Source organism: Exobacillus caeni, from assembly GCF_005747095.1.
GTDB lineage: Bacteria > Bacillota > Bacilli > Bacillales > Guptibacillaceae > Exobacillus > Exobacillus caeni.
The window spans coordinates 301636-320426 of sequence record NZ_SWLG01000001.1 but is presented as its reverse complement, the minus strand read 5'-3'; the positions used below and the strand labels follow the sequence as shown (position 1 = coordinate 320426).

Genomic DNA, 18791 nt, shown 5'->3' with positions numbered 1-18791 from the left:
TTATACCGTTATAAAATATCCATACTGTCGATATGGCTTTTTGTTTCAGGTGTTCCGAGCTCATGGAGCATGCCATAAACCTCTTTTATATGCCTGTCATAATCATCGTTGTTTTTGTCTTCATGATAACCAATTCCCGGAACGTGAGCTCGGTATAAAGAAAACCTGCTATCACGGTCAGCTTCATCAAATAGCTCCCGCAACCTGATTATGTCTTCTTCCGTTGCCTCGATTTCAAATTCAAAGCTGGATGCTGTTTTGTCTTCAAGAATCTCACCGGAACCGACTGCAATATAATATCTTTTTTTATCCATGAGAGAAAACTCCTTTAATAGAATTAATAAGCTATACTTATCTTTTCTCTCATTCAGGAAATTATTATGAAATTGTATTTATTGAGAAGCACGGTGAAGTCGACGGTAAAACCAGCCGTTAAAATAGAAGAAGAAGCTCGCTCTTCCTCCGAATCGGATTATCTTCCTCGCAAGCGAACGTACATCCTTTTGCTGCATCACTTTTCTGTCAGCAAGATAAATACCGATAAGCCCTTTATTGATCAACCGATGAAACTGCGAATCCGGCAGCCGCTTAACACTTCGATCTGCCTCCTTCATGAAGTGGCCGACTCGATTAGCAAGCTCCTCTTCATCCCGGTAATAAAAACAAAAATTCAAATCGCCTTCTTGCCTGTCTTCCTCTTGATCTACAAAATAATCCAATAAAATATGCAAACCCTGTACATAAGGAAAATATCCTTCTTTTATTTTCTTCGCCTCTTCTGTAGTCATCCCATTATTATACAAGGAATAAGAAACAAGGCAAAAAATTCCGAGAGTTGATCCGGCTGAGGCTGAAAATTCATTCCAGCTCATTTTGGGAAGCTTTTGCTCATGTGTTTCAAACCATTCTTTCAGTCTTGGCACCCGTTCTTCTTTTAAAACATGCTTATGTACCTGAAGGTCGCAATAGTATTCACAAAGTTCGATAAGATGGGGACGGATAGCCTGTAAGTCGGAAACATTTTTCAAGGCATCCTGACAAGCTTCAACTAGCTTAACCAGGTACCCCCCATCATTTTGTTCCTCTCGTTTACAATAATAGTTGCAGGTATCTGCATCAGGCGTCAACGCGTCAAGCATGGATTTGTGAAGGGTTCGAAAGTCTTCCGGATCTAAAGAAGTGCTTCGATCACAAAGATTGTCTAGATAATCACTGATCGTCTGGTAAGCGACGATGAATTGGATCGCCGTTTTGTTTTCCTTTCCCGCAAGAATGCTGTATATCGACCCTCCTTCACAATGAAAGGTCTTGGTTCTAATACTGTCCAGCGCCTGCTTTCTCAATTCCGGATCAGGAATTTGATCAGCAACTGCAGTCCATTCCTTTAACTGTTTATTCACTTCAGGGAGCACATCCCTATAAATTTTCATCATTAATGTCCATGGATACTTTGGAGCTTTCAAGCAATACCTCCCCCTCACAATATGATTCCTTTCTATATCTGTAAAGCATTTCTATAAAGGATGAGCAAAACTTCCTTTTTTCGTCTCCTTACGAAAATAAATCGCTTTTTATGGTCATTTATTGAGGTTCAAATGTTCTCTCACGTTTATAAATTCCTTAGCCATATAGAATACTTCTTCTCTTTCTGGTTCATTAAATACTTCATGGTATAGGCCATCCCATTCTTTATATGACTTGTCAGTAATTGCAAGCCGATTAAACCATTTTAGCACGATATCCTTATCCACGATAGCATCTGCACCACCCTGCATGACCAGTAAGGGCAAGTCAGGAAATTTATCGGGATGTTCTACAGCAATCTTCATTGCTTTTACAAGCTCCCTGTACCATCTTACTGATACCTTTCGTACAAGCAGATTGTCTTCCATATCTCTTGCTTTAATTTCTTCATTTCGTGTTGCGATTCCAGGCTCCAGATGAGAATTCAACCTTAATCCTGGAACGACTTTATTTAGAACCACGGATGCAACTTCGAGTCCTTTAGGAGGCGGACTTTCCAATCCGACACTTGGAGAGGAAAGGATTACTGTTGAAACAGGCAGTTTTTTCTCCATTAACGAGCGAATAACAGCAAGACCGCCCATACTGTGGCCTATTAAATGAACGGGAAGATCAAACTCCGCAGCCCTCTCCACCCACTTTTCAATTGTTTCTATATACTGGTCGAACGAATCGATATGGCCTCTTCTTCTTGTAGATGTACCCTGGCCTGGCAAATCTCCAATGACTACATTGTACCCTTCTGTTAACCATTTTTTTATAAGCCATTCATACCTTCCATGGTGTTCTCCCGCACCATGGACAATCACAATAACGCCCTGGGGATTTTCCGTTTCCTTTGTCCACATTTGAAATATTTTGCCCCTTTCTAAAAACAGGATAACTTTGCTACACTACAAAAGAACCAATAATTTATTTAATAAAGAAAGTTGGGATACTGTGCTTTATTCATACAAGGGCAAAAAGCCTGCCATTGATAAAACAGTCTTTATTGCAGATTATACAACGATTACTGGCGATGTCACAATTGGTGAGTTCAGCAGCATATGGTATAACACGACGATAAGAGGTGATGTGGCTCCAACCGTTATTGGCAAGAATGTAAATATCCAGGACAATTCCGTTCTTCATCAAAGTCCTGATAATCCCCTTATTATAGAAGATGGTGTTACCGTTGGGCACCAGGTAATTCTTCATAGCTGTAAAATTCGAAAAAACGCGCTGATCGGCATGGGTTCCATAATATTGGATGGTGCAGAAATTGGCGAGGGGGCCTTTATCGGTGCTGGAAGCCTTGTTCCGCCCGGAAAAAAAATCCCTCCTAATTCCATGGCCTTTGGCAGGCCTGCAAAAGTAGTACGTGAATTAAATGATCATGATATAAGTGAAATGAATCGAATCAGAAGAGAATACGCAGAGAAAGGACAATACTATAAAAAACAGAAGCCGATCGAGAGATAAGGATATCTCATTATCTCTTTTTATACCCTTTTTGCTTTAAACTTACCGTTTTTTGCATAACTTCTCTCTTGCTGAGAAAAACTTTACATATAGCTTATTTATGGCAAGGGGGAACAAAGATGTATCAACTTACTAACGTATTAATCGTCCTGGTTGTCCTTACGCTCGCTGTATCTGCATTTCTTACCTACCGCATAGGCAATCATCAAAAGGGCGACTATGAAAATCAAGGAAATGTAAAAGCGCAGGAATCTTTTATTAAAAACCCGATCTTTCTTGTTTATATAATCGGAACAGGACTTGCCGTTCTATATGTCCTTTATATTATTTTAGTGTGAGATCAAGAGGTGATGGAATCCCATTGCCTCTTTTTTATTTCAGGCATTCTTGCTTTATCAAAGGCCCTTATATAGCCACGGCTTCTGTCAAGGCTTCCGTGCGCCCCGGGGAATCAAGCTTTAAAAGCGTAATAATGAATTAACACAGATCTTAATAAAACCTTTATTCTTCATTAATATTCTCACAATATTGCTAAATTAAGATAGGAATAACAAAGGTTTTAGGAGGATTAACGTGACAAAGGTAATCGGATGGCTCTATGAGCAGGAGTGCTTCATTTTTCGTCTTGTAAACAAGCGGTTCCAGCATTCATTCTTAACTTTCTTGTTATCAAAACTTACCCATCTTGGCGGCTCAAGGTTCATGGTTGCTGCTACATTATCGGTTTGTTTTCTCGCCCCGTCCTTCGGAAAAGCGATCGGGTATCAAAGCGCCGCGGCACTGGCAGCAAGCCATATTCCCGTTCAATTACTAAAGAGAAAGTATCCCCGGAACAGACCTTATACTGTCCTTCCCGACACTAAAATAGAAGTTGCCCCGCTAAAAGATTATTCCTTTCCATCCGGGCACACAACAGCAGTTTTTTCTGTAGTAACACCTTTTATTATAAGCATACCCTCGCTTTCGACGCCCTTTTTAATACTTGCATTCGCAGTAGCTTTTTCAAGAATATACTTAGGACATCACTATCCATCGGATGTTGTAGCAGGGATGATTTTAGGAACTGCTTTCGGCATTCTTGCTTCTTCTTTTTAAGAAAACTAAAAAAGTAAATCATATGGGAGGCCGCCTTTATGAAACTCGCCTTATTTACCGACACCTATTTGCCTCAAGTGAACGGTGTCTCAAGAACTCTTTCCCGATTAGCCGCCTACCTTGATCGGCAACAGATCGACTACCAGCTTTTTGCTCCTGATGGTAACGATGAGGATCTTTTTGGAAGTAATGTCTACCGTTTTGCAAGTTTGAAATTTTTTCTTTATCCTGAATGCCGGATCGCCCTTCCTAAGCTGGGAACTATTCAAAAACAGCTAAAAGGATTCCAACCCGATTTGCTTCACATTGCTACTCCGTTTAATATTGGTTTAAGCGGCCTCCATTATGGAAAAAAGCTTGATATTCCTATGGTTGGTTCCTACCACACCAATTTCGATGAATATTTAAGCCATTATCGCCTTGAATTTCTTTCCCCATTTATCTGGCGGTATATGTTATGGTTTCATCAACCCTTTCACACTGTTTTTGTACCATCCAGGTCGACACAATCACACCTTTATGAAAAAGGATTCCAGGAAGTGAGCCTATGGAAGAGAGGCGTAGATTGCACCCTCTTTCATCCTCAAAAAAAATCGGCCATAATCAGAGAGAAATATGGAATAAAAGAAAAAAACATATTATTATTTGTAAGTCGAATTGCTCCAGAGAAAAATCTCGATACATTGATTAAGATAATGGAAAGGTTGCCTCAAGATATAAAAGAGCAAACCCACTGGATTATTGTAGGGGACGGCCCTTCTCTTCCTGTTTTAAAAAATAAGGTACCTGCTAACGTTACATTTCTCGGATATTTACAGGGAGAAGATCTCGCTGAAATATACGCTTCCTCTGATTTATTCGTCTTTCCATCTGCAACCGAAACATTTGGAAATGTTGTCCTTGAAGCTCTTGCTTCAGGAACACCAGTCATCGGTGCACGGGCAGGCGGTGTGCAAGAAATCATTTCACATAACAACTCTGGTATACTTTGTGACCCGTGGGATCCAGAACAATATGTTTCAGGAATAGTGGAACTGCTCGAAAAAAAAGGAAAAAGAAAAATGATGGAATATAATGCGAGGTGTTATGCACTTACGCAATCCTGGGATACTATTTTCAGTGAATTGATTAACCATTATGAACTTGTCTTATATAAAAACCGTGTAGCTCAGTTTGCTTAAAGGAGGACAGCAAAATGAACATTTCAGTAATCGGAACAGGATATGTTGGGCTTGTGACAGGGGCAGGCTTAGCCGCAAAAAAACACAACGTTATTTGTGCAGACAAATCTTCCGAAAAGATCGCCACCCTTCAATCAGGAGGGCTGCCAATCTGGGAAGAAGGACTTGAAGAGATTTTAAAGGAAGCTAAGGCGCAGCAGGCCATCTCGTTTACAACGAACATCACACAGGCTATCCAAAAATCCGATCTAATATTAATAGCAGTAGGAACCCCTTCGCTGGCAGATGGCGATGCAGATTTGTCTCAAATTTATAATATAGGAAGCCTGATAGCCAGAGAAAGCACAACTGATAAAATTGTCGTTCTAAAAAGTACGGTTCCTCCAGGGACAGGAGATAATCTAAAAACGCTTTTAAATGAATCAAGCAATCATGGCGTAACATTCGAGGTTGTTTCTAATCCTGAATTTTTACGACAGGGGAGCGCCGTTTCGGATTTTTTTTACCCTTCAAGAATTATCGTTGGATGCTCTACTGATGAAGCAAGAAAGGCAATGGAACAGCTGTATAAAAGCTTTCCATGTACGATCCAGTTTTGTGATCGTAAAAGTGCCGAAACGATTAAATACGCAGCAAATTCTTTCCTTGCAATGAAGATTTCTTACATGAATATGCTTGCTACTCTAAGTGAAGAGCTAGGGGCAGACATAAATGAGATTAAAGAGGGAATAGGATCAGACCCGCGAATCGGAAGTGACTTTCTAAACCCCGGCCTTGGCTTTGGCGGTTCCTGCCTCCCGAAGGATATAAAAGCGTTTATGAAAACCGGAGCAAACCACGCTGTTCCTATGACACTCCTTCAAGAGGTGTTAAAAATAAATGAAAAACAACCTGACTTAATCATCAATAAGCTTAAAAGCTTTCTTGGAACGTTAAAAGGTGCCACTATTTCGATCATGGGACTTTCCTTTAAGCCGAATACTGATGACTTGAGGGATGCTCCTTCCATTAAACTAGTACACCATTTATTAGAGGAAGGCGCAACAGTCCGTGCATACGATCCTCTCGTGCATGTATATCCTCTTGATGAAGTCAGCCTATTCCCTGATCCTTATACAACGGTTGAAGATAGTGATGCGGTTATTTTTGTGACAGAATGGGATGAATTTAAGTCTCTTAACTGGAAGTCAATCGTAAGCAACCTTCGTCTCCCTTTGATATTGGACGGAAGGAATATGTTCGAGCTTAAAGAGATGAAAAAGATTGCCGATCAGCACGACCTGATCTATTGTTCTATCGGCAGGCCAAACATCTATAAAGGGCTCGGAGCAGTGAAAGTTAAAAACAAATAAAAACTTACCAGACGATTCTCAAGCAACAAAAAGAGGTGCACCACGCACCTCTTTTTGTTTTGGATGTTATTTGATTATTGAGCATCCTTTTTCAGAAGTTCTGCTTTATCAGTCTCTTCCCATGGAAGTTGAATATCATTACGTCCAAAATGGCCGTAAGCAGCCGTTTGTTTGTAAATAGGACGGCGAAGATCAAGCATCTTAATAATACCTGCCGGACGCAGATCAAAATGCTTCCGTACCATTTCAACAAGCTTTTCCTCAGAAACCTTTCCTGTTCCAAACGTATCTACGGAAATGGAAACAGGTTGTGCAACTCCAATTGCATAAGCAAGCTGTACTTCACACTTGTCAGCAAGCTCTGCAGCCACTATATTTTTCGCAACGTAACGAGCAGCATAAGCGGCAGATCGGTCTACTTTTGTCGGATCTTTTCCTGAAAATGCTCCTCCTCCGTGACGAGCATAGCCGCCATAAGTATCAACAATAATTTTTCTTCCTGTTAATCCGGCATCTCCCTGTGGTCCTCCGATTACAAAGCGTCCAGTCGGATTAATAAAGTATTTTGTCTCATCATCGATAAGTTCAGAAGGTACTACCGGTTTGATAACATATTCTTTAAGGTTTTTTTGGATTTGGCCAGGAGAAACCTCTGGATGATGCTGTGTCGAAATAACAATTGTATCGATTCGGACAGGTTTGCCATTTTCATCATATTCTACGGTGACCTGTGTTTTGCCGTCAGGACGCAGATATGGAAGGATCTCTTCTTTACGCACTTCGCTTAAGCGGCGAGAAATTTTATGTGCAAGTGAAATAGGCAGCGGCATTAATTCAGGTGTCTCATTACAAGCGAAACCAAACATCAGCCCCTGGTCACCTGCACCGATCGCATCGATTTCTTCATCAGTCATCTGTCCTTCACGTGCTTCAAGCGCCTGGTCAACTCCGGCAGCAATATCAGGAGACTGCTCATCGATAGATGTCAAAACTGCACATGTTTCTGCATCAAACCCATATTTTGCCCGGGTATACCCGATTTTTTTAATTGTTTCACGAACTACCTTTGGAATGTCTACATAATGGGAAGTAGTAATTTCCCCTGCGACTAATACTAATCCAGTAGTTACAGAAGTTTCACAGGCAACACGCGCATTCGGATCATGTGCCAAAATATCATCTAGAATCGCATCGGAAATTTGGTCACAGATTTTATCAGGGTGCCCTTCGGTAACTGATTCTGAAGTAAATAAACGACGATTGCTCAACTAATGTACCTCCTTGTTAACTCATTTAGAGCATATAAAACTTGATACGGTACTCATTTTCCCTATTATGTTTTACTGAAACCAGTGAATGAATTCAATGAACCGTCCATACAGGATATCCTTTTCTGCGCTATAGAAGCACCGTTTTATCGATTGCTTTATGTATATGTTGCTGCACGATAAATCACCGCAAAGGACGTGTAAAACAAAAAAACCTTTTCCAGAGGAAAAGGTAGCCGTGCCTTTCGCCTCTTATCTTCCAAGACATTATAGTCTTGCAGGTTAGCACCTTTATCTCCCACATACTGGAGTCGGTTGCCGGGCTTCATTGGGCCTGTCCCTCCGCCATCTCGGGATAAGAGTATCCGTTCTGACATATATTAACCCAGTTAATATCGTGTGTCAACAAACATTTTTAGTGAACCGTGCAGGAACCATCCTTGCATTTTGTTTAAAACATTGCATGCTCCGGTTTGAATATCAATAACGAATTACCTACTACCAATACGATCATTAAAATCCTAATCCGCTGTACCTTCTTTATTACATCCCGTTTTTCTATCCCATTTTTATTGTTGAGCATAATCTGCAGTTTTTTCATACAGGCTTTATTAGTACTCCATTCTTCTCTCTTCCTTATAATAGTCTAACAAATGATGCAAAATAAAAATGATATTCTTATTTTGATGACAATCCTGAAACTTTAAAAAAATACTTTTTCCATCCGGAAAATTAGGGTAACAGATTAAACAGATATGATTTGCCAGATTGCTTTTCCGTCTAAATTCCCTTCTCCATGCCCAATATGGTGTCACTTCTCATATAACATATATATAATAAAAAAAATCTTTAATTAGTATAGATTAATTATATAAATATGTTATACTAATTTTGAAATCAAACAATGTGAACGAAATTAATGATAAAGGATGGTTTTGTTAATGAGCACAACTTCCCATACTTCTACTGTACTAGAAGAAATTTTAAATAATAAAGCAGTGCATGTTAACCTTTCTGCTTCCAGGCTGGTTGAGAAAGCGTTATCAAATAACGAAGGCACTTTGACTTCAACAGGGGCCCTTCGAGTAACAACTGGAAAATACACCGGCCGTTCTCCTAAGGATAAATTCTTTGTCGCTGAAAAGTCAATTAAAGATAAACTGAACTGGGAATCAAACCAATCTATTTCTGAAGAAAAGTTTGAAAACCTATACAATAAAGTGATGGATTACTTAAATACTAAAGAAGAACTATACTTATTTAAAGGATTTGCAGGTGCTGATAAATCTGCCCGCTTACCTATACAGGTTATCAACGAATATGCGTGGCATAATCTGTTCGCTCATCAGCTTTTCATCCGTCCGGCTGAAGGAGAGTTAAAAGATCACAATGCAGAGTTTACTGTGATATCTGCGCCTGACTTCCAAGCAAACCCGGAAGAAGACGGTACAAATTCTGAAACATTCATTATTATCTCTTTAGAAAAACGTATCGTTTTGATCGGCGGAACGCAATATGCAGGCGAGATCAAAAAGTCTATCTTTACCGTTATGAATTATATGCTTCCTGAAAATAACATTTTATCCATGCACTGTTCTGCCAACGTTGGCAAGGAAGGCGATGTAGCTTTGTTCTTTGGTTTATCCGGTACAGGTAAAACTACCCTGTCTGCTGATCCTAACCGCCGCTTGATCGGTGATGATGAACATGGCTGGTCCGTGAATGGCGTCTTTAACATAGAAGGTGGATGTTATGCGAAGACGGTTAACCTTTCAAAAGAGAAAGAACCGCAAATCTGGGACGCGATTCGTTTTGGTACAGTTCTTGAAAATGTCACGGTCGATGAAGACTCTCGCCAGGCAGATTATGACAACACTGTGCTGACTGAAAATACAAGAGCTGCTTACCCGATCGACGCAATTCCAAATGTCGTTGTGCCGAGCGTTGCAGGCCATCCTAACACAATTGTTTTCTTAACAGCAGACGCGTTTGGAGTTCTTCCTCCAATCAGCAAACTAACAAAAGAGCAAGCGATGTATCACTTCCTTTCTGGTTATACAAGTAAGCTTGCCGGAACAGAGAGAGGCGTTACATCTCCTGAAGCGACTTTTTCAACATGCTTCGGAGCCCCTTTCCTTCCTCTTCCTGCATACCGTTATGCAGAAATGCTGGGAGAAAAAATCGTTGAGCATGATGTGAACGTATTCCTGGTTAACACAGGCTGGTCCGGCGGGAGCTATGGAGAAGGCTCCAGAATGAAGCTTGCTTATACAAGAGCAATGGTTCAAGCCGCCCTGGAAGGAGAACTAGACAGTGTTGAAACGGTTAAAGACCCTATTTTCGGCCTTCATATTCCATCTCATTGCCCTGGTGTACCAGACGAGGTGCTTCAACCAAAGCAAACATGGAGCGATGGCGAAGCTTATGATGAGAAAGCAACAGAGCTGGCAAAGAAATTCCAGCAAAACTTTAAAAAGTTCTCTAACGTTTCTGACAGTATTAAAAATGCAGGACCAAATGTATAATAATTATTGTAAATAGAAGAGAGGGGCATCTAATCACCTGGATGTCCCTCTCTTTGTTTTGCTGTTTCACCGATAAGAAAGTTATAGCAAACTACCGTTAGCGATAATAAAGCTGCTCCAGCAGCAAATCCCCCAACTACATCACTAAAATAATGGACACCAAGGTAGATTCTGCTTATCCCTATCATTTGGATGACAAGAATGCCAATGGCTGCAGTTATCCGGGCACCAACACTACTGCCTTTTTCAGCAAACCTCCGCCAACAAAAATAAACTAAAAGGCCATAAAAGGAAGCGGTAATCATCGCATGCCCGCTAGGAAAGCTTAGCCCTCCAACATCTATCAAAGGCTTATGTACAGGCCTCTCCCTTCCAAATGATTCTTTAAAAAAGCTATTGAGCCAACGAACAAGCAGTAAATTTAATAGCAAAACGGAGGAAATGATTCCATTTTTACAGGTGATTCGCATATATGCCACAATTCCAATCAGGAGAGGGAACTCAACATATTTTGATCCAATATAGGTAAACCAGAGAAAAACATTCGTTAATGCAGGGTTGCGTAACTGTTCCATATATGCCGCTACAACTTCATCTATTTCCTTCACAAGGAAAGAATCATAACTAAGCGCCATTCCAATAAAAAGAACGACCAGGGCACCAAACACTATTTGAAGAACAACTTTATTTCTACTAATATCAATCCCTCCTTTTTCTCATTTCAGTTCAAGATTTCTTACCCTCCATCATTTTAGGCAAACACACATTTTTTTATTTTTCATACATTGTAGTACCGCTTACCAACTATTAATACTGTGTGTAAAAAGGAGGTTTATTTATATGACTAAACAGTTTCGAAGGGGATTGACGCTGTTTTCCATTTTAGTATTATTTACCTTTACATTAACAGCCTGCTCTGACGGCAAAAATGATGTTGTCCGTGTAGCTGAAGTAACACGATCGATTTTTTATGCTCCCCAGTATGTAGCCCTCTCTGAAGGCATGTTTGAAGACGAAGGAATCGAAGTGGAACTAACCACTACATGGGGCGGAGACAAAACCATGACCACTCTTTTATCGGACGGTGCAGACATTGCATTAGTTGGGTCTGAAACTTCTATCTACGTTTATGCCCAGGGAACTAAAGACCCTGTTATCAACTTTGCTCAGCTAACCCAGACAGACGGTACTTTTCTTGTTGCACGTGATAAAGTAGAAAATTTCTCGTGGGAACAATTAAAAGGAAGTACCTTCCTGGGACAGCGTAAAGGCGGTATGCCGCAAATGGTCGGGGAATATGTGCTTAAAAATAAAGGCATCGATCCCCAGGAGGATTTGAATTTGATCCAGAACATCGACTTTGCGAATATCGGGAATGCGTTTGCTTCCGGAACCGGGGAATTCGTTCAACTGTTTGAGCCTACCGCATCCCTGTTTGAACAGCAAGGAGTCGGGCATATTGTGGCCTCATTTGGGAAAGAGTCAGGAAAAGTCCCTTACACCGTGTTCATGGCAAAAGAAAGTTATTTGAAAGAAAACGCAGATGTTGCGGAACGCTTTACAAAAGCGTTGTATAAAGCACAGCAATGGGTTGATACGCATTCAGCTGCCGAAATTGCTAAATCGATCCAGCCCTTCTTCAAGGATACAGAACTAGAATTAATCGAAACCGTTGTGGACCGTTATAAAAGCCAGAACACTTACGCAACAAACCCTATATTAGATGAAGAAGAATGGAACAATCTGCAGGATATCATGGAAGAAGCTGGAGAGCTTCCAAAACGTGTAGAGCATAAAAAGCTTGTTAACACAAAGATGGCAAAAGAAGTCCAGGAATAGGAGGACTTAACGTGGCTTTTTTAGAAATCGATCAAATTTCACATGATTACTTCACGAAAGAAACAGCCACAAATGCAATTAAAGGGGTTTCTCTCAATATTGACGAAGGAGAATTCATTTCCTTCTTAGGGCCCAGCGGATGTGGTAAAACGACGCTGCTGTCTATCATCGCAGGGTTACTGGCACCAACAACGGGAAAGGTAGCCCTAAAAGGGAAAAAAATAACGGAACCTGACACTCAGATCGGTTATATGCTTCAGCAGGATTATCTGTTTCCCTGGAAAACGATCGAGGAAAACACTTTACTTGGTCTGCGGCTCACAAAACAACTAAATAGCGATAACAAAGAATACACCCTTGCACTCCTTGATCAAATGGGGCTTCTTGATGTGAAAGATAGTTATCCATCGCAGTTGTCAGGTGGCATGCGGCAGCGTGTCGCTCTTGTTCGCACCCTTGCGACAAAACCGGAACTTTTGCTGCTCGACGAACCTTTTTCTGCTCTTGATTATCAAACAAAGCTAAAGCTGGAAGATCTTGTTTTTGAAACTTTGAAAAACCATAAAAAAACTGCTCTGCTCGTTACTCATGATATCGGCGAAGCGATCGCTATGTCCGACAGAATCGTGTTATTTTCAACAAGACCAGGAAAAATCCAGCGCGTGTTCGATGTATCGGAATCCCTGAGATCCATCAAACCGTTTCAAGCAAGGAACGATTCAGATTTTTCTATCCTCTTCCAAACGATTTGGAAGGAGTTGAATGAACTTGAAAACAAAAGCAGTCAATGAATCACACGCTAACTTCCTTGCACAGATCAAAAAAGAAAAGCGGCTGATGAGATTCTGGCAAATCATGATTTTTATATTGTTTTTTGCCCTATGGGAGCTCGCGGGCCGTCTCAACTGGATCGATCCGTTGTTATTTAGCTTCCCATCGAAAATATGGAATCTGATGCTCGATAAATTAGCCGATGGAAGTTTACTAATACACGTTTCCGTCACGTTAATAGAAACGATATTAGGATTTATTCTGGGAACTTTACTCGGAACGATCCTGGCAACTATCTTATGGTGGTCCCGCTTACTATCAAAGATTCTTGACCCCTATCTTGTTGTGCTGAACTCTATGCCAAAGGTTGCATTGGGGCCAATTATAATAGTCGCTCTCGGACCTTCTTATGGATCCATTATTGCGATGGGAATAACTATTTCCGTAATCATTACTACCATTGTAGTGTATACGGCATTCAGAGAAGTTGAACCGAATTATATAAAAGTAGTCAAAACATTTGGCGGCAATAAACAACAGACCTTTAAAGAGGTCGTTTTGCCCGCTTCCTTTCCTACAATCATCTCAACTCTCAAGGTGAACGTTGGCCTTTCTTGGGTTGGGGTTATCGTTGGAGAATTTTTAGTATCAAAACAGGGATTGGGATACATGATCATCTATGGGTTCCAGGTGTTTAACTTTACGCTCGTTTTACTAAGCCTTGTCATAATCGCTGTGCTTTCAGCTGTTATGTATAACGCAGTAGAATGGCTTGAAAGAAAACTGATCAAACATTAGGGTATCGCTCATCTGGCAGGCTTCTTTTCTATCGAAGAAAGGAGCCTGTTTTCCCTTTTTATATCTAATCATCTTTATAAAGCACTGTTTTTTAATACATAAAATGTTTACCTTTACCAACATCGTTTGCTTTTCCTTAAAAAGTAGCAGGTTCCCTAGAGTAATAGTTTATCTCAAAACAATTGCTATAGACCCACCCATAATCGGTCTGGTAGGATGATGAAGGACCACAAAAGAATAGGGTGACTAAGTATGAATTCTGCTATTAAAGGTGCATATATCAGCATCACTGCTTATTTGTTTTTATCCGCGGTTAAATTAATTATCGGCTTCATCAGTGAATCCGAGGCCCTTCTTGCCGATGGGTTTAATAATACTTCGGATATTATAGCTTCTATCGCTGTCCTGATCGGACTGAAGATCGCCATGAAACCACGGGATGAGAACCATCCTTATGGTCATTCACGAGCGGAGACCATCTCTTCTCTTGTTGCCTCGTTTATCATGATGGTGATCGGCCTTCAAGTTTTATTTGAAACCGGAACCGATCTTTTTATGAAAAGAGATCAGCCCCCCTCGATTGAAGCAGCATGGGCAGCGGCATTTGGTTCATGCGTTATGTTCATAGTTTACGGCTATAATAAAAAGCTTGCAGAAGAATCAAACAGTCACGGTTTGATGGCAGCTGCTAAAGACAATCTTTCAGATGCACTTGTCGGTATCGGAACACTTATCGGTATTATAGGTTCCCAGTTTCGGCTTCCATGGCTTGATCCTTTGACAGGTGTTGTCATCGGAGTCATTATTTGCAAAACTGCATGGGAGATTTTTAGAGATGCCTCGTTAATGTTAACAGATGCATTCGACAGGGAAACATTAGGAGAAATCCAGGAGACAATTAAAGATATCCATGGCGTAGAAGAGATTGTAGATATTAAAGCGAGAATGGCTGGAAATGAAGTGATCGTTGATGCAATTGTAGAGGTAGACCCTTATCTTAATATAATGGAGGGACACGAGATTACAGACAGAATCGAAGAAACGTTAGAGGACAAACATAAAATCAAACATGCTCATATCCATATTGAACCCGGACTGGCGCCAGATAATAAACTAAAAGATTAATGATGCACATAAGAGGCTGACTCACGATTATTCAATACGAAATCAAGAACCGGCCTCTTTTAAAATAAGTTAGTTTGTTTAATCTTTCTTATGCTTTCTCTCAGAACATTATCTTTCATCATAAAACTATAGCGATTATTATCTTTCAGATTGGCAGGCAGATCATCCATAAGCACTGGCCCTTTGGTTTCAAAGTAGCTTTCTCTTGGGATGATTTCTTTGATTTCTGCATAATATATGTTTTTTATAATCGTTCCGCCCTTGCCCTCGACTTTATATTGTCCTATGTATGAGAGGTGTTTGACATGAGCACCAGTTTCCTCATGGACTTCCCGAACTGCAGCTTCGTCTGCGGTTTCACCTTTTTCTACCTTCCCGCCAGGAAATTCAATACCGCGCCTGGGATGCTCAGTTAATAACCATTGATTTCGAAACCTGCATATCACCCAGACATGCTTCGGTGTTTTCGAGAATGGATGATCCTCAAAAGAAAGTTTTACTTCATTTTTATAAAAATCGATAAATGATAAGTAGCTCATTGGATTACCTCATTTTTGGTTATTTCCTTTTTATCATTGTAAAGGAAACAGGGATTCATTGTCCAACTTCCTTATTGTTTTAAGCCTTTGCCAGGAAAGTACTTATTTTCTCCCCGGTACCTATTTGAAGAAATCCCATCCTACTTAGTTCCTGGTCGTTATATACACAGTTTTTCCATACAAAAAAACCATATGGCGTAAGCAGCCATATGGTTTAGCGTTTAATGTTAAAGTTATCTATCTTCCATTTTCCGTCAGTATATTTAAGTTGAATAAGTATTGTATATTTACCGTACAGGTCAGTTTGGTTCGTTTGCTTTACAGTATAAGTATAAGTTCCTTCTTTGATGAGTTCATACGGTTTATCTTCCGTTATCCATGGAAAAAGTTCCGTTGGGACTACATAAAGCTTTCCGTTTTGTTCCTGGTAATAAACATCTACAATTTCAGTTGCCAATTTATTGGATGACCATTGTTCTAAATGTTCAACAAGTTCATCTTTATTAGAATAATTGATCACTTTATAGTTGTTGTCAATTTCCTGAACTACTTCGTTTTTAAATTCTGAAGTTACCTTTTCAACATCAGGTTTTTCCACACTAAAGGCTTTTGCTTCTACCTTATCACTAAGGTAAAATTCACTATCCCCGAAATGTTGTGTTGCTTTCTTCGTCATATCCCCGCTACATCCGGTTAGCACAGAACCAAGCATTACCACCGAAAAAACAAACCCCAAATATTTTTTCATGATGTTTTCCACCCTTTGTAAAAAATTAGTTATTATTTTCTATTTGAGGTATTCCTTCTCTGCTTTTATTCAAAACATTTTTAAGTTAAAAAGGGCCTAATGTACTAACCTCTTACTCTGAGCGGATAAAATATTTTCAACTTTAAACATGCGAAGCGCCTTTTTATTTGTACAATAAGCTTTGATGATCTCACCGTTAAAACTTTCAATTTGGATGGTGCGCTGAGATAACTCACCCTTCTTTGAAAGGTAGATGATCTCAACCGGAACCTTTTCTTCATACCAGTGATACAGAAGGTTTTTCATTCCTATCCCTCCAATTTATGTTTGCTATACCGCCCTTTATCAGTATATGCAAATCCCCAAAAACAAACACTTGTTCCTAATGATATTATACCAAACATACGTTCTTAAAAACTACTCTTTTAACTCTGGTACTTTCTGGGGAAATAATAAATAAAAAGGGGATGATCAAATGGACTTTTCTTTTTTTCAAACTCCTACACTGGATTTATGCCGCAATCTTTTGGGCATGACACTTATACATGAGAGTGATGAAGGGAGAACAGCAGGCAAAATTGTAGAGGTCGAAGCTTACATGGGACCTGAAGATAAAGCAGCCCATTCTTTTGGTGGAAGAAGGACAAACAGGACCGAGGTTATGTACGGGCCGCCAGGTTTTGCATATGTTTATTTAATTTACGGCCTCCATTATTGCTTTAATATCGTTAGCGGGCCAGTCCATAAGCCTGAAGCAATTCTGATCAGAGCAATTGAGCCAGTGGAAGGAATGGATATCATGATTGAACGCCGAGGATTAAAGAACCTTTTTAACAAAAACGGAGAAATAAAACAGGGGCAAATTAAGAACTTAACGAACGGACCCGGAAAACTTGCGGATGCGATGGGGATAACGATAAAGCAGTACGGGTTGTCACTGGCAAATCCGCCGCTTTATCTGCAGCATCCTGAACGGGAAATAGATGATTCCATGATTGAAACCGGTCCCCGCATCAATATTGAATATGCTGAAGAAGCAGTGTCTTACCCATGGAGGTTCTGGATCAAAGACAATGCTTTTGTTTCAAAGTAATGAAGCAGAAAAAACGATGGAGCCCCATCGTTTTTTTATTAGCAATACGGGTTATAATTCGCTCCTGCTACCGGACCATACATTGGGCCAGGGTATCCTATCGGATATGCTGCTCCAACGATAATAAGCAGGATAAATAATACAACAAGCAACGCGAAACCTCTTCCGAAACCATAAGACGCACTCACTATGAATCCCCCTTTTTTCACCTCTGTATAATACAATAACATCTTATGTTATAACCCAGAAAATGAAAGGGCGTTAGCGGAATAACTTTCAACTTTTTTGATCCTTCCATATCAAATAATCAGGCTTTTCTTTCTAAAAAAAATGGAAAGCCATTTGGCTTTCCTTATCTGCGGTATTCAGGCAAATTTTCTTTAAGCCTTGGTAATATTCCCATTTTTTCAATCTGGTATTTGGTGTGGGAAGTTCCAAGCTGATAAATCATTGTGTAGAGGTCATATATCGCATTATCTGTCAGCTGCCTATCCTTATCTACCGCTTCTTCATGAAAATGGGCGGTTGAAAAGAAATCATGTTGTTGCACCTGCTTGTTTGCTTTCATTTCATTGATCGCCATTTTTAACTTAGTATATTCTTCATAATCCGCTTCTATTTCAAATTGATTCAGCTGTGTTTCTGTTTCCTGTTCGAAAATGTCTCCTTTAGGCGTGATATAATACGTTCTTTTTTCCATCTTATTCTCTCCTCCTTTTGACTATGGTTTCTCTTTTATACAAGCATGTCCTCTGTATGGGCATACCCTTTGTACTCATGCTGGGCTGCATCTATCGTTTTGTTTACCGTGTCCATTCTTGACCAGAACGATTGTACGTCTCTCCCATCCCGCTGTGCTTCATCTACCTTTCTTTTAAGGGGGTCTTCGTCATCTCCTGCAAGATCTTCTACATGAAACATCTTTTTATCATGGTCAACGATCACCAATAAAAATTTATCTTCCATTTTCACAAACCTCCTTATCGATTCAACAGTGTTCTTCTTGTTTTCTCAATACCCGTTGTAAATACAATCTAATCTTTTCAAGCAAATTGTGGTATCATTTTAAGTTGGACCATGAAATTTTAGGCTCTTTTCTAATAGATTGTTGCTTTTGCACAAAAAGAGATAAACTGCGACGCAAGTTACTTATGACCGCTGCGGAAATACACTACGCTTTCCGCGGGCTCGCGCTGAGCCTCCTCACTCGCACAAAACGCTCCTTGCGGGGTCTCAGCGTCATCGCTGTCCCGCAGGAGTCTACGTGTATTTCCTTCGCTGAGCTGTGCTTTGACGTTCCACATCTTTGAAAAACGTCAATTGATTGGAGTAGAGGGCAGTCGACTCCTCGAAAATGTATTCACATTTCCTTCGTGCGATGTAACCCTGCCGAAGCCTTCCTTGTCCTCCGGGAAAATCAACAGCTGAAGATCCCGCGGTGGAGGCGAACGCCAGGAGACGTATGGATTGTA

21 protein-coding genes, 1 pseudogene and 1 riboswitch are annotated in these 18791 nt (G+C 40.2%); of the genes and pseudogenes, 11 read left to right on the top strand and 11 right to left on the bottom strand.

What is annotated here, in order from left to right; all coding sequences use genetic code 11:
- Window positions 1-8 precede the first annotated feature (8 nt).
- From FCL54_RS01620 to FCL54_RS01610, 3 genes are all read right to left on the bottom strand, one after another.
- Window positions 9-314, bottom strand: coding sequence for a hypothetical protein (locus FCL54_RS01620; protein WP_138122482.1), 306 nt, complete (start codon window positions 312-314; stop codon window positions 9-11).
- A gap of 78 nt (window positions 315-392) precedes the next feature.
- On the bottom strand, window positions 393-1463 hold the full coding sequence (locus FCL54_RS01615) for a tetraprenyl-beta-curcumene synthase family protein (protein WP_138122480.1): 1071 nt from the start codon (window positions 1461-1463) through the stop codon (window positions 393-395).
- A gap of 114 nt (window positions 1464-1577) precedes the next feature.
- Window positions 1578-2372: an alpha/beta hydrolase gene (locus FCL54_RS01610; protein ID WP_138122478.1), complete on the bottom strand. Its 795-nt coding sequence runs from the start codon at window positions 2370-2372 to the stop codon at window positions 1578-1580.
- A 91-nt stretch (window positions 2373-2463) separates the two neighbouring features.
- On the opposite strand from FCL54_RS01610, the gene FCL54_RS01605 reads away from it, so the two are divergent.
- From FCL54_RS01605 to FCL54_RS01585, 5 genes are all read left to right on the top strand, one after another.
- On the top strand, window positions 2464-2985 hold the full coding sequence (locus FCL54_RS01605; RefSeq protein ID WP_138122476.1) for a gamma carbonic anhydrase: 522 nt from the start codon (window positions 2464-2466) through the stop codon (window positions 2983-2985).
- Window positions 2986-3104: 119 nt separating this feature from the next.
- Window positions 3105-3323, top strand: coding sequence for a hypothetical protein (locus tag FCL54_RS01600; protein ID WP_138122474.1), 219 nt, complete (start codon window positions 3105-3107; stop codon window positions 3321-3323).
- A gap of 235 nt (window positions 3324-3558) precedes the next feature.
- Window positions 3559-4080 carry a phosphatase PAP2 family protein gene (locus FCL54_RS01595; protein WP_138122472.1) on the top strand — a complete coding sequence of 174 codons (522 nt, stop codon included), beginning with the start codon at window positions 3559-3561 and terminating at the stop codon, window positions 4078-4080.
- A 38-nt stretch (window positions 4081-4118) separates the two neighbouring features.
- Window positions 4119-5261: a glycosyltransferase family 4 protein gene (locus FCL54_RS01590; protein ID WP_138122470.1), complete on the top strand. Its 1143-nt coding sequence runs from the start codon at window positions 4119-4121 to the stop codon at window positions 5259-5261.
- A 14-nt stretch (window positions 5262-5275) separates the two neighbouring features.
- The gene (locus FCL54_RS01585; RefSeq protein ID WP_138122468.1) at window positions 5276-6613 is read left to right on the top strand and encodes a UDP-glucose dehydrogenase family protein; all 1338 of its coding nucleotides are present in this window, start codon (window positions 5276-5278) and stop codon (window positions 6611-6613) included.
- A gap of 74 nt (window positions 6614-6687) precedes the next feature.
- On the opposite strand, the gene metK is transcribed toward FCL54_RS01585, so the two are convergent.
- Window positions 6688-7881 (bottom strand): methionine adenosyltransferase, encoded by a 1194-nt coding sequence (gene metK / locus FCL54_RS01580; protein WP_138122466.1) that lies wholly within the window; start codon window positions 7879-7881, stop codon window positions 6688-6690.
- 249 nt (window positions 7882-8130) lie between these two features.
- Window positions 8131-8243: riboswitch (SAM riboswitch) on the bottom strand.
- A 579-nt stretch (window positions 8244-8822) separates the two neighbouring features.
- Between metK and pckA the strand changes: the two genes are divergently transcribed.
- Complete coding sequence (gene pckA / locus FCL54_RS01575) at window positions 8823-10406, top strand: phosphoenolpyruvate carboxykinase (ATP) (RefSeq protein WP_138122464.1); 1584 nt, start codon at window positions 8823-8825, stop codon at window positions 10404-10406.
- A 29-nt stretch (window positions 10407-10435) separates the two neighbouring features.
- On the opposite strand, the gene FCL54_RS01570 is transcribed toward pckA, so the two are convergent.
- On the bottom strand, window positions 10436-11014 hold the full coding sequence (locus FCL54_RS01570; RefSeq protein ID WP_171016630.1) for a phosphatase PAP2 family protein: 579 nt from the start codon (window positions 11012-11014) through the stop codon (window positions 10436-10438).
- 232 nt (window positions 11015-11246) lie between these two features.
- Here FCL54_RS01570 and FCL54_RS01565 point away from each other — a divergent pair, with 232 nt between their 5' ends.
- From FCL54_RS01565 to FCL54_RS01550, 4 genes are all read left to right on the top strand, one after another.
- Complete coding sequence (locus FCL54_RS01565) at window positions 11247-12245, top strand: ABC transporter substrate-binding protein (protein WP_138122460.1); 999 nt, start codon at window positions 11247-11249, stop codon at window positions 12243-12245.
- An 11-nt stretch (window positions 12246-12256) separates the two neighbouring features.
- Window positions 12257-13036 carry an ABC transporter ATP-binding protein gene (locus FCL54_RS01560; protein ID WP_138122458.1) on the top strand — a complete coding sequence of 260 codons (780 nt, stop codon included), beginning with the start codon at window positions 12257-12259 and terminating at the stop codon, window positions 13034-13036.
- Entirely contained in the window at window positions 13008-13814 is an 807-nt protein-coding gene (locus tag FCL54_RS01555; protein ID WP_138122456.1) for an ABC transporter permease, read from the top strand. Before FCL54_RS01560 ends, FCL54_RS01555 begins: the two co-directional genes overlap by 29 nt.
- Window positions 13815-14066: 252 nt before the next feature.
- Window positions 14067-14939: a cation diffusion facilitator family transporter gene (locus FCL54_RS01550; RefSeq protein ID WP_138122454.1), complete on the top strand. Its 873-nt coding sequence runs from the start codon at window positions 14067-14069 to the stop codon at window positions 14937-14939.
- Window positions 14940-14998: 59 nt separating this feature from the next.
- Here the strand turns inward: FCL54_RS01550 and ytkD are convergent, their stop codons facing one another.
- The 3 genes from ytkD to FCL54_RS01535 all read right to left on the bottom strand — a co-directional run bounded on the left by ytkD (window position 14999) and on the right by FCL54_RS01535 (window position 16532).
- A complete protein-coding gene (ytkD, locus tag FCL54_RS01545; RefSeq protein WP_138122452.1) occupies window positions 14999-15478 on the bottom strand; it encodes an RNA deprotection pyrophosphohydrolase in 480 nt (159 codons plus the stop codon).
- Window positions 15479-15692: 214 nt separating this feature from the next.
- The gene (locus FCL54_RS01540; RefSeq protein WP_138122450.1) at window positions 15693-16226 is read right to left on the bottom strand and encodes a hypothetical protein; all 534 of its coding nucleotides are present in this window, start codon (window positions 16224-16226) and stop codon (window positions 15693-15695) included.
- Window positions 16227-16322: 96 nt separating this feature from the next.
- Entirely contained in the window at window positions 16323-16532 is a 210-nt protein-coding gene (locus FCL54_RS01535; protein WP_138122449.1) for a WYL domain-containing protein, read from the bottom strand.
- A gap of 169 nt (window positions 16533-16701) precedes the next feature.
- On the opposite strand from FCL54_RS01535, the gene FCL54_RS01530 reads away from it, so the two are divergent.
- Window positions 16702-17319 (top strand): DNA-3-methyladenine glycosylase, encoded by a 618-nt coding sequence (locus tag FCL54_RS01530; RefSeq protein WP_138122447.1) that lies wholly within the window; start codon window positions 16702-16704, stop codon window positions 17317-17319.
- Between the two features lie 104 nt (window positions 17320-17423).
- On the opposite strand, the pseudogene FCL54_RS24290 reads toward FCL54_RS01530, so the two are convergent.
- The 3 genes and pseudogenes from FCL54_RS24290 to FCL54_RS01515 all read right to left on the bottom strand — a co-directional run.
- A pseudogene (locus FCL54_RS24290) lies at window positions 17424-17507 on the bottom strand (YjcZ family sporulation protein); the annotation flags it as partial.
- Between the two features lie 164 nt (window positions 17508-17671).
- Window positions 17672-18019 (bottom strand): hypothetical protein, encoded by a 348-nt coding sequence (locus FCL54_RS01520; protein ID WP_138122443.1) that lies wholly within the window; start codon window positions 18017-18019, stop codon window positions 17672-17674.
- Between the two features lie 35 nt (window positions 18020-18054).
- Window positions 18055-18285 carry a hypothetical protein gene (locus tag FCL54_RS01515; RefSeq protein ID WP_138122441.1) on the bottom strand — a complete coding sequence of 77 codons (231 nt, stop codon included), beginning with the start codon at window positions 18283-18285 and terminating at the stop codon, window positions 18055-18057.
- Window positions 18286-18791 lie beyond the last annotated feature (506 nt).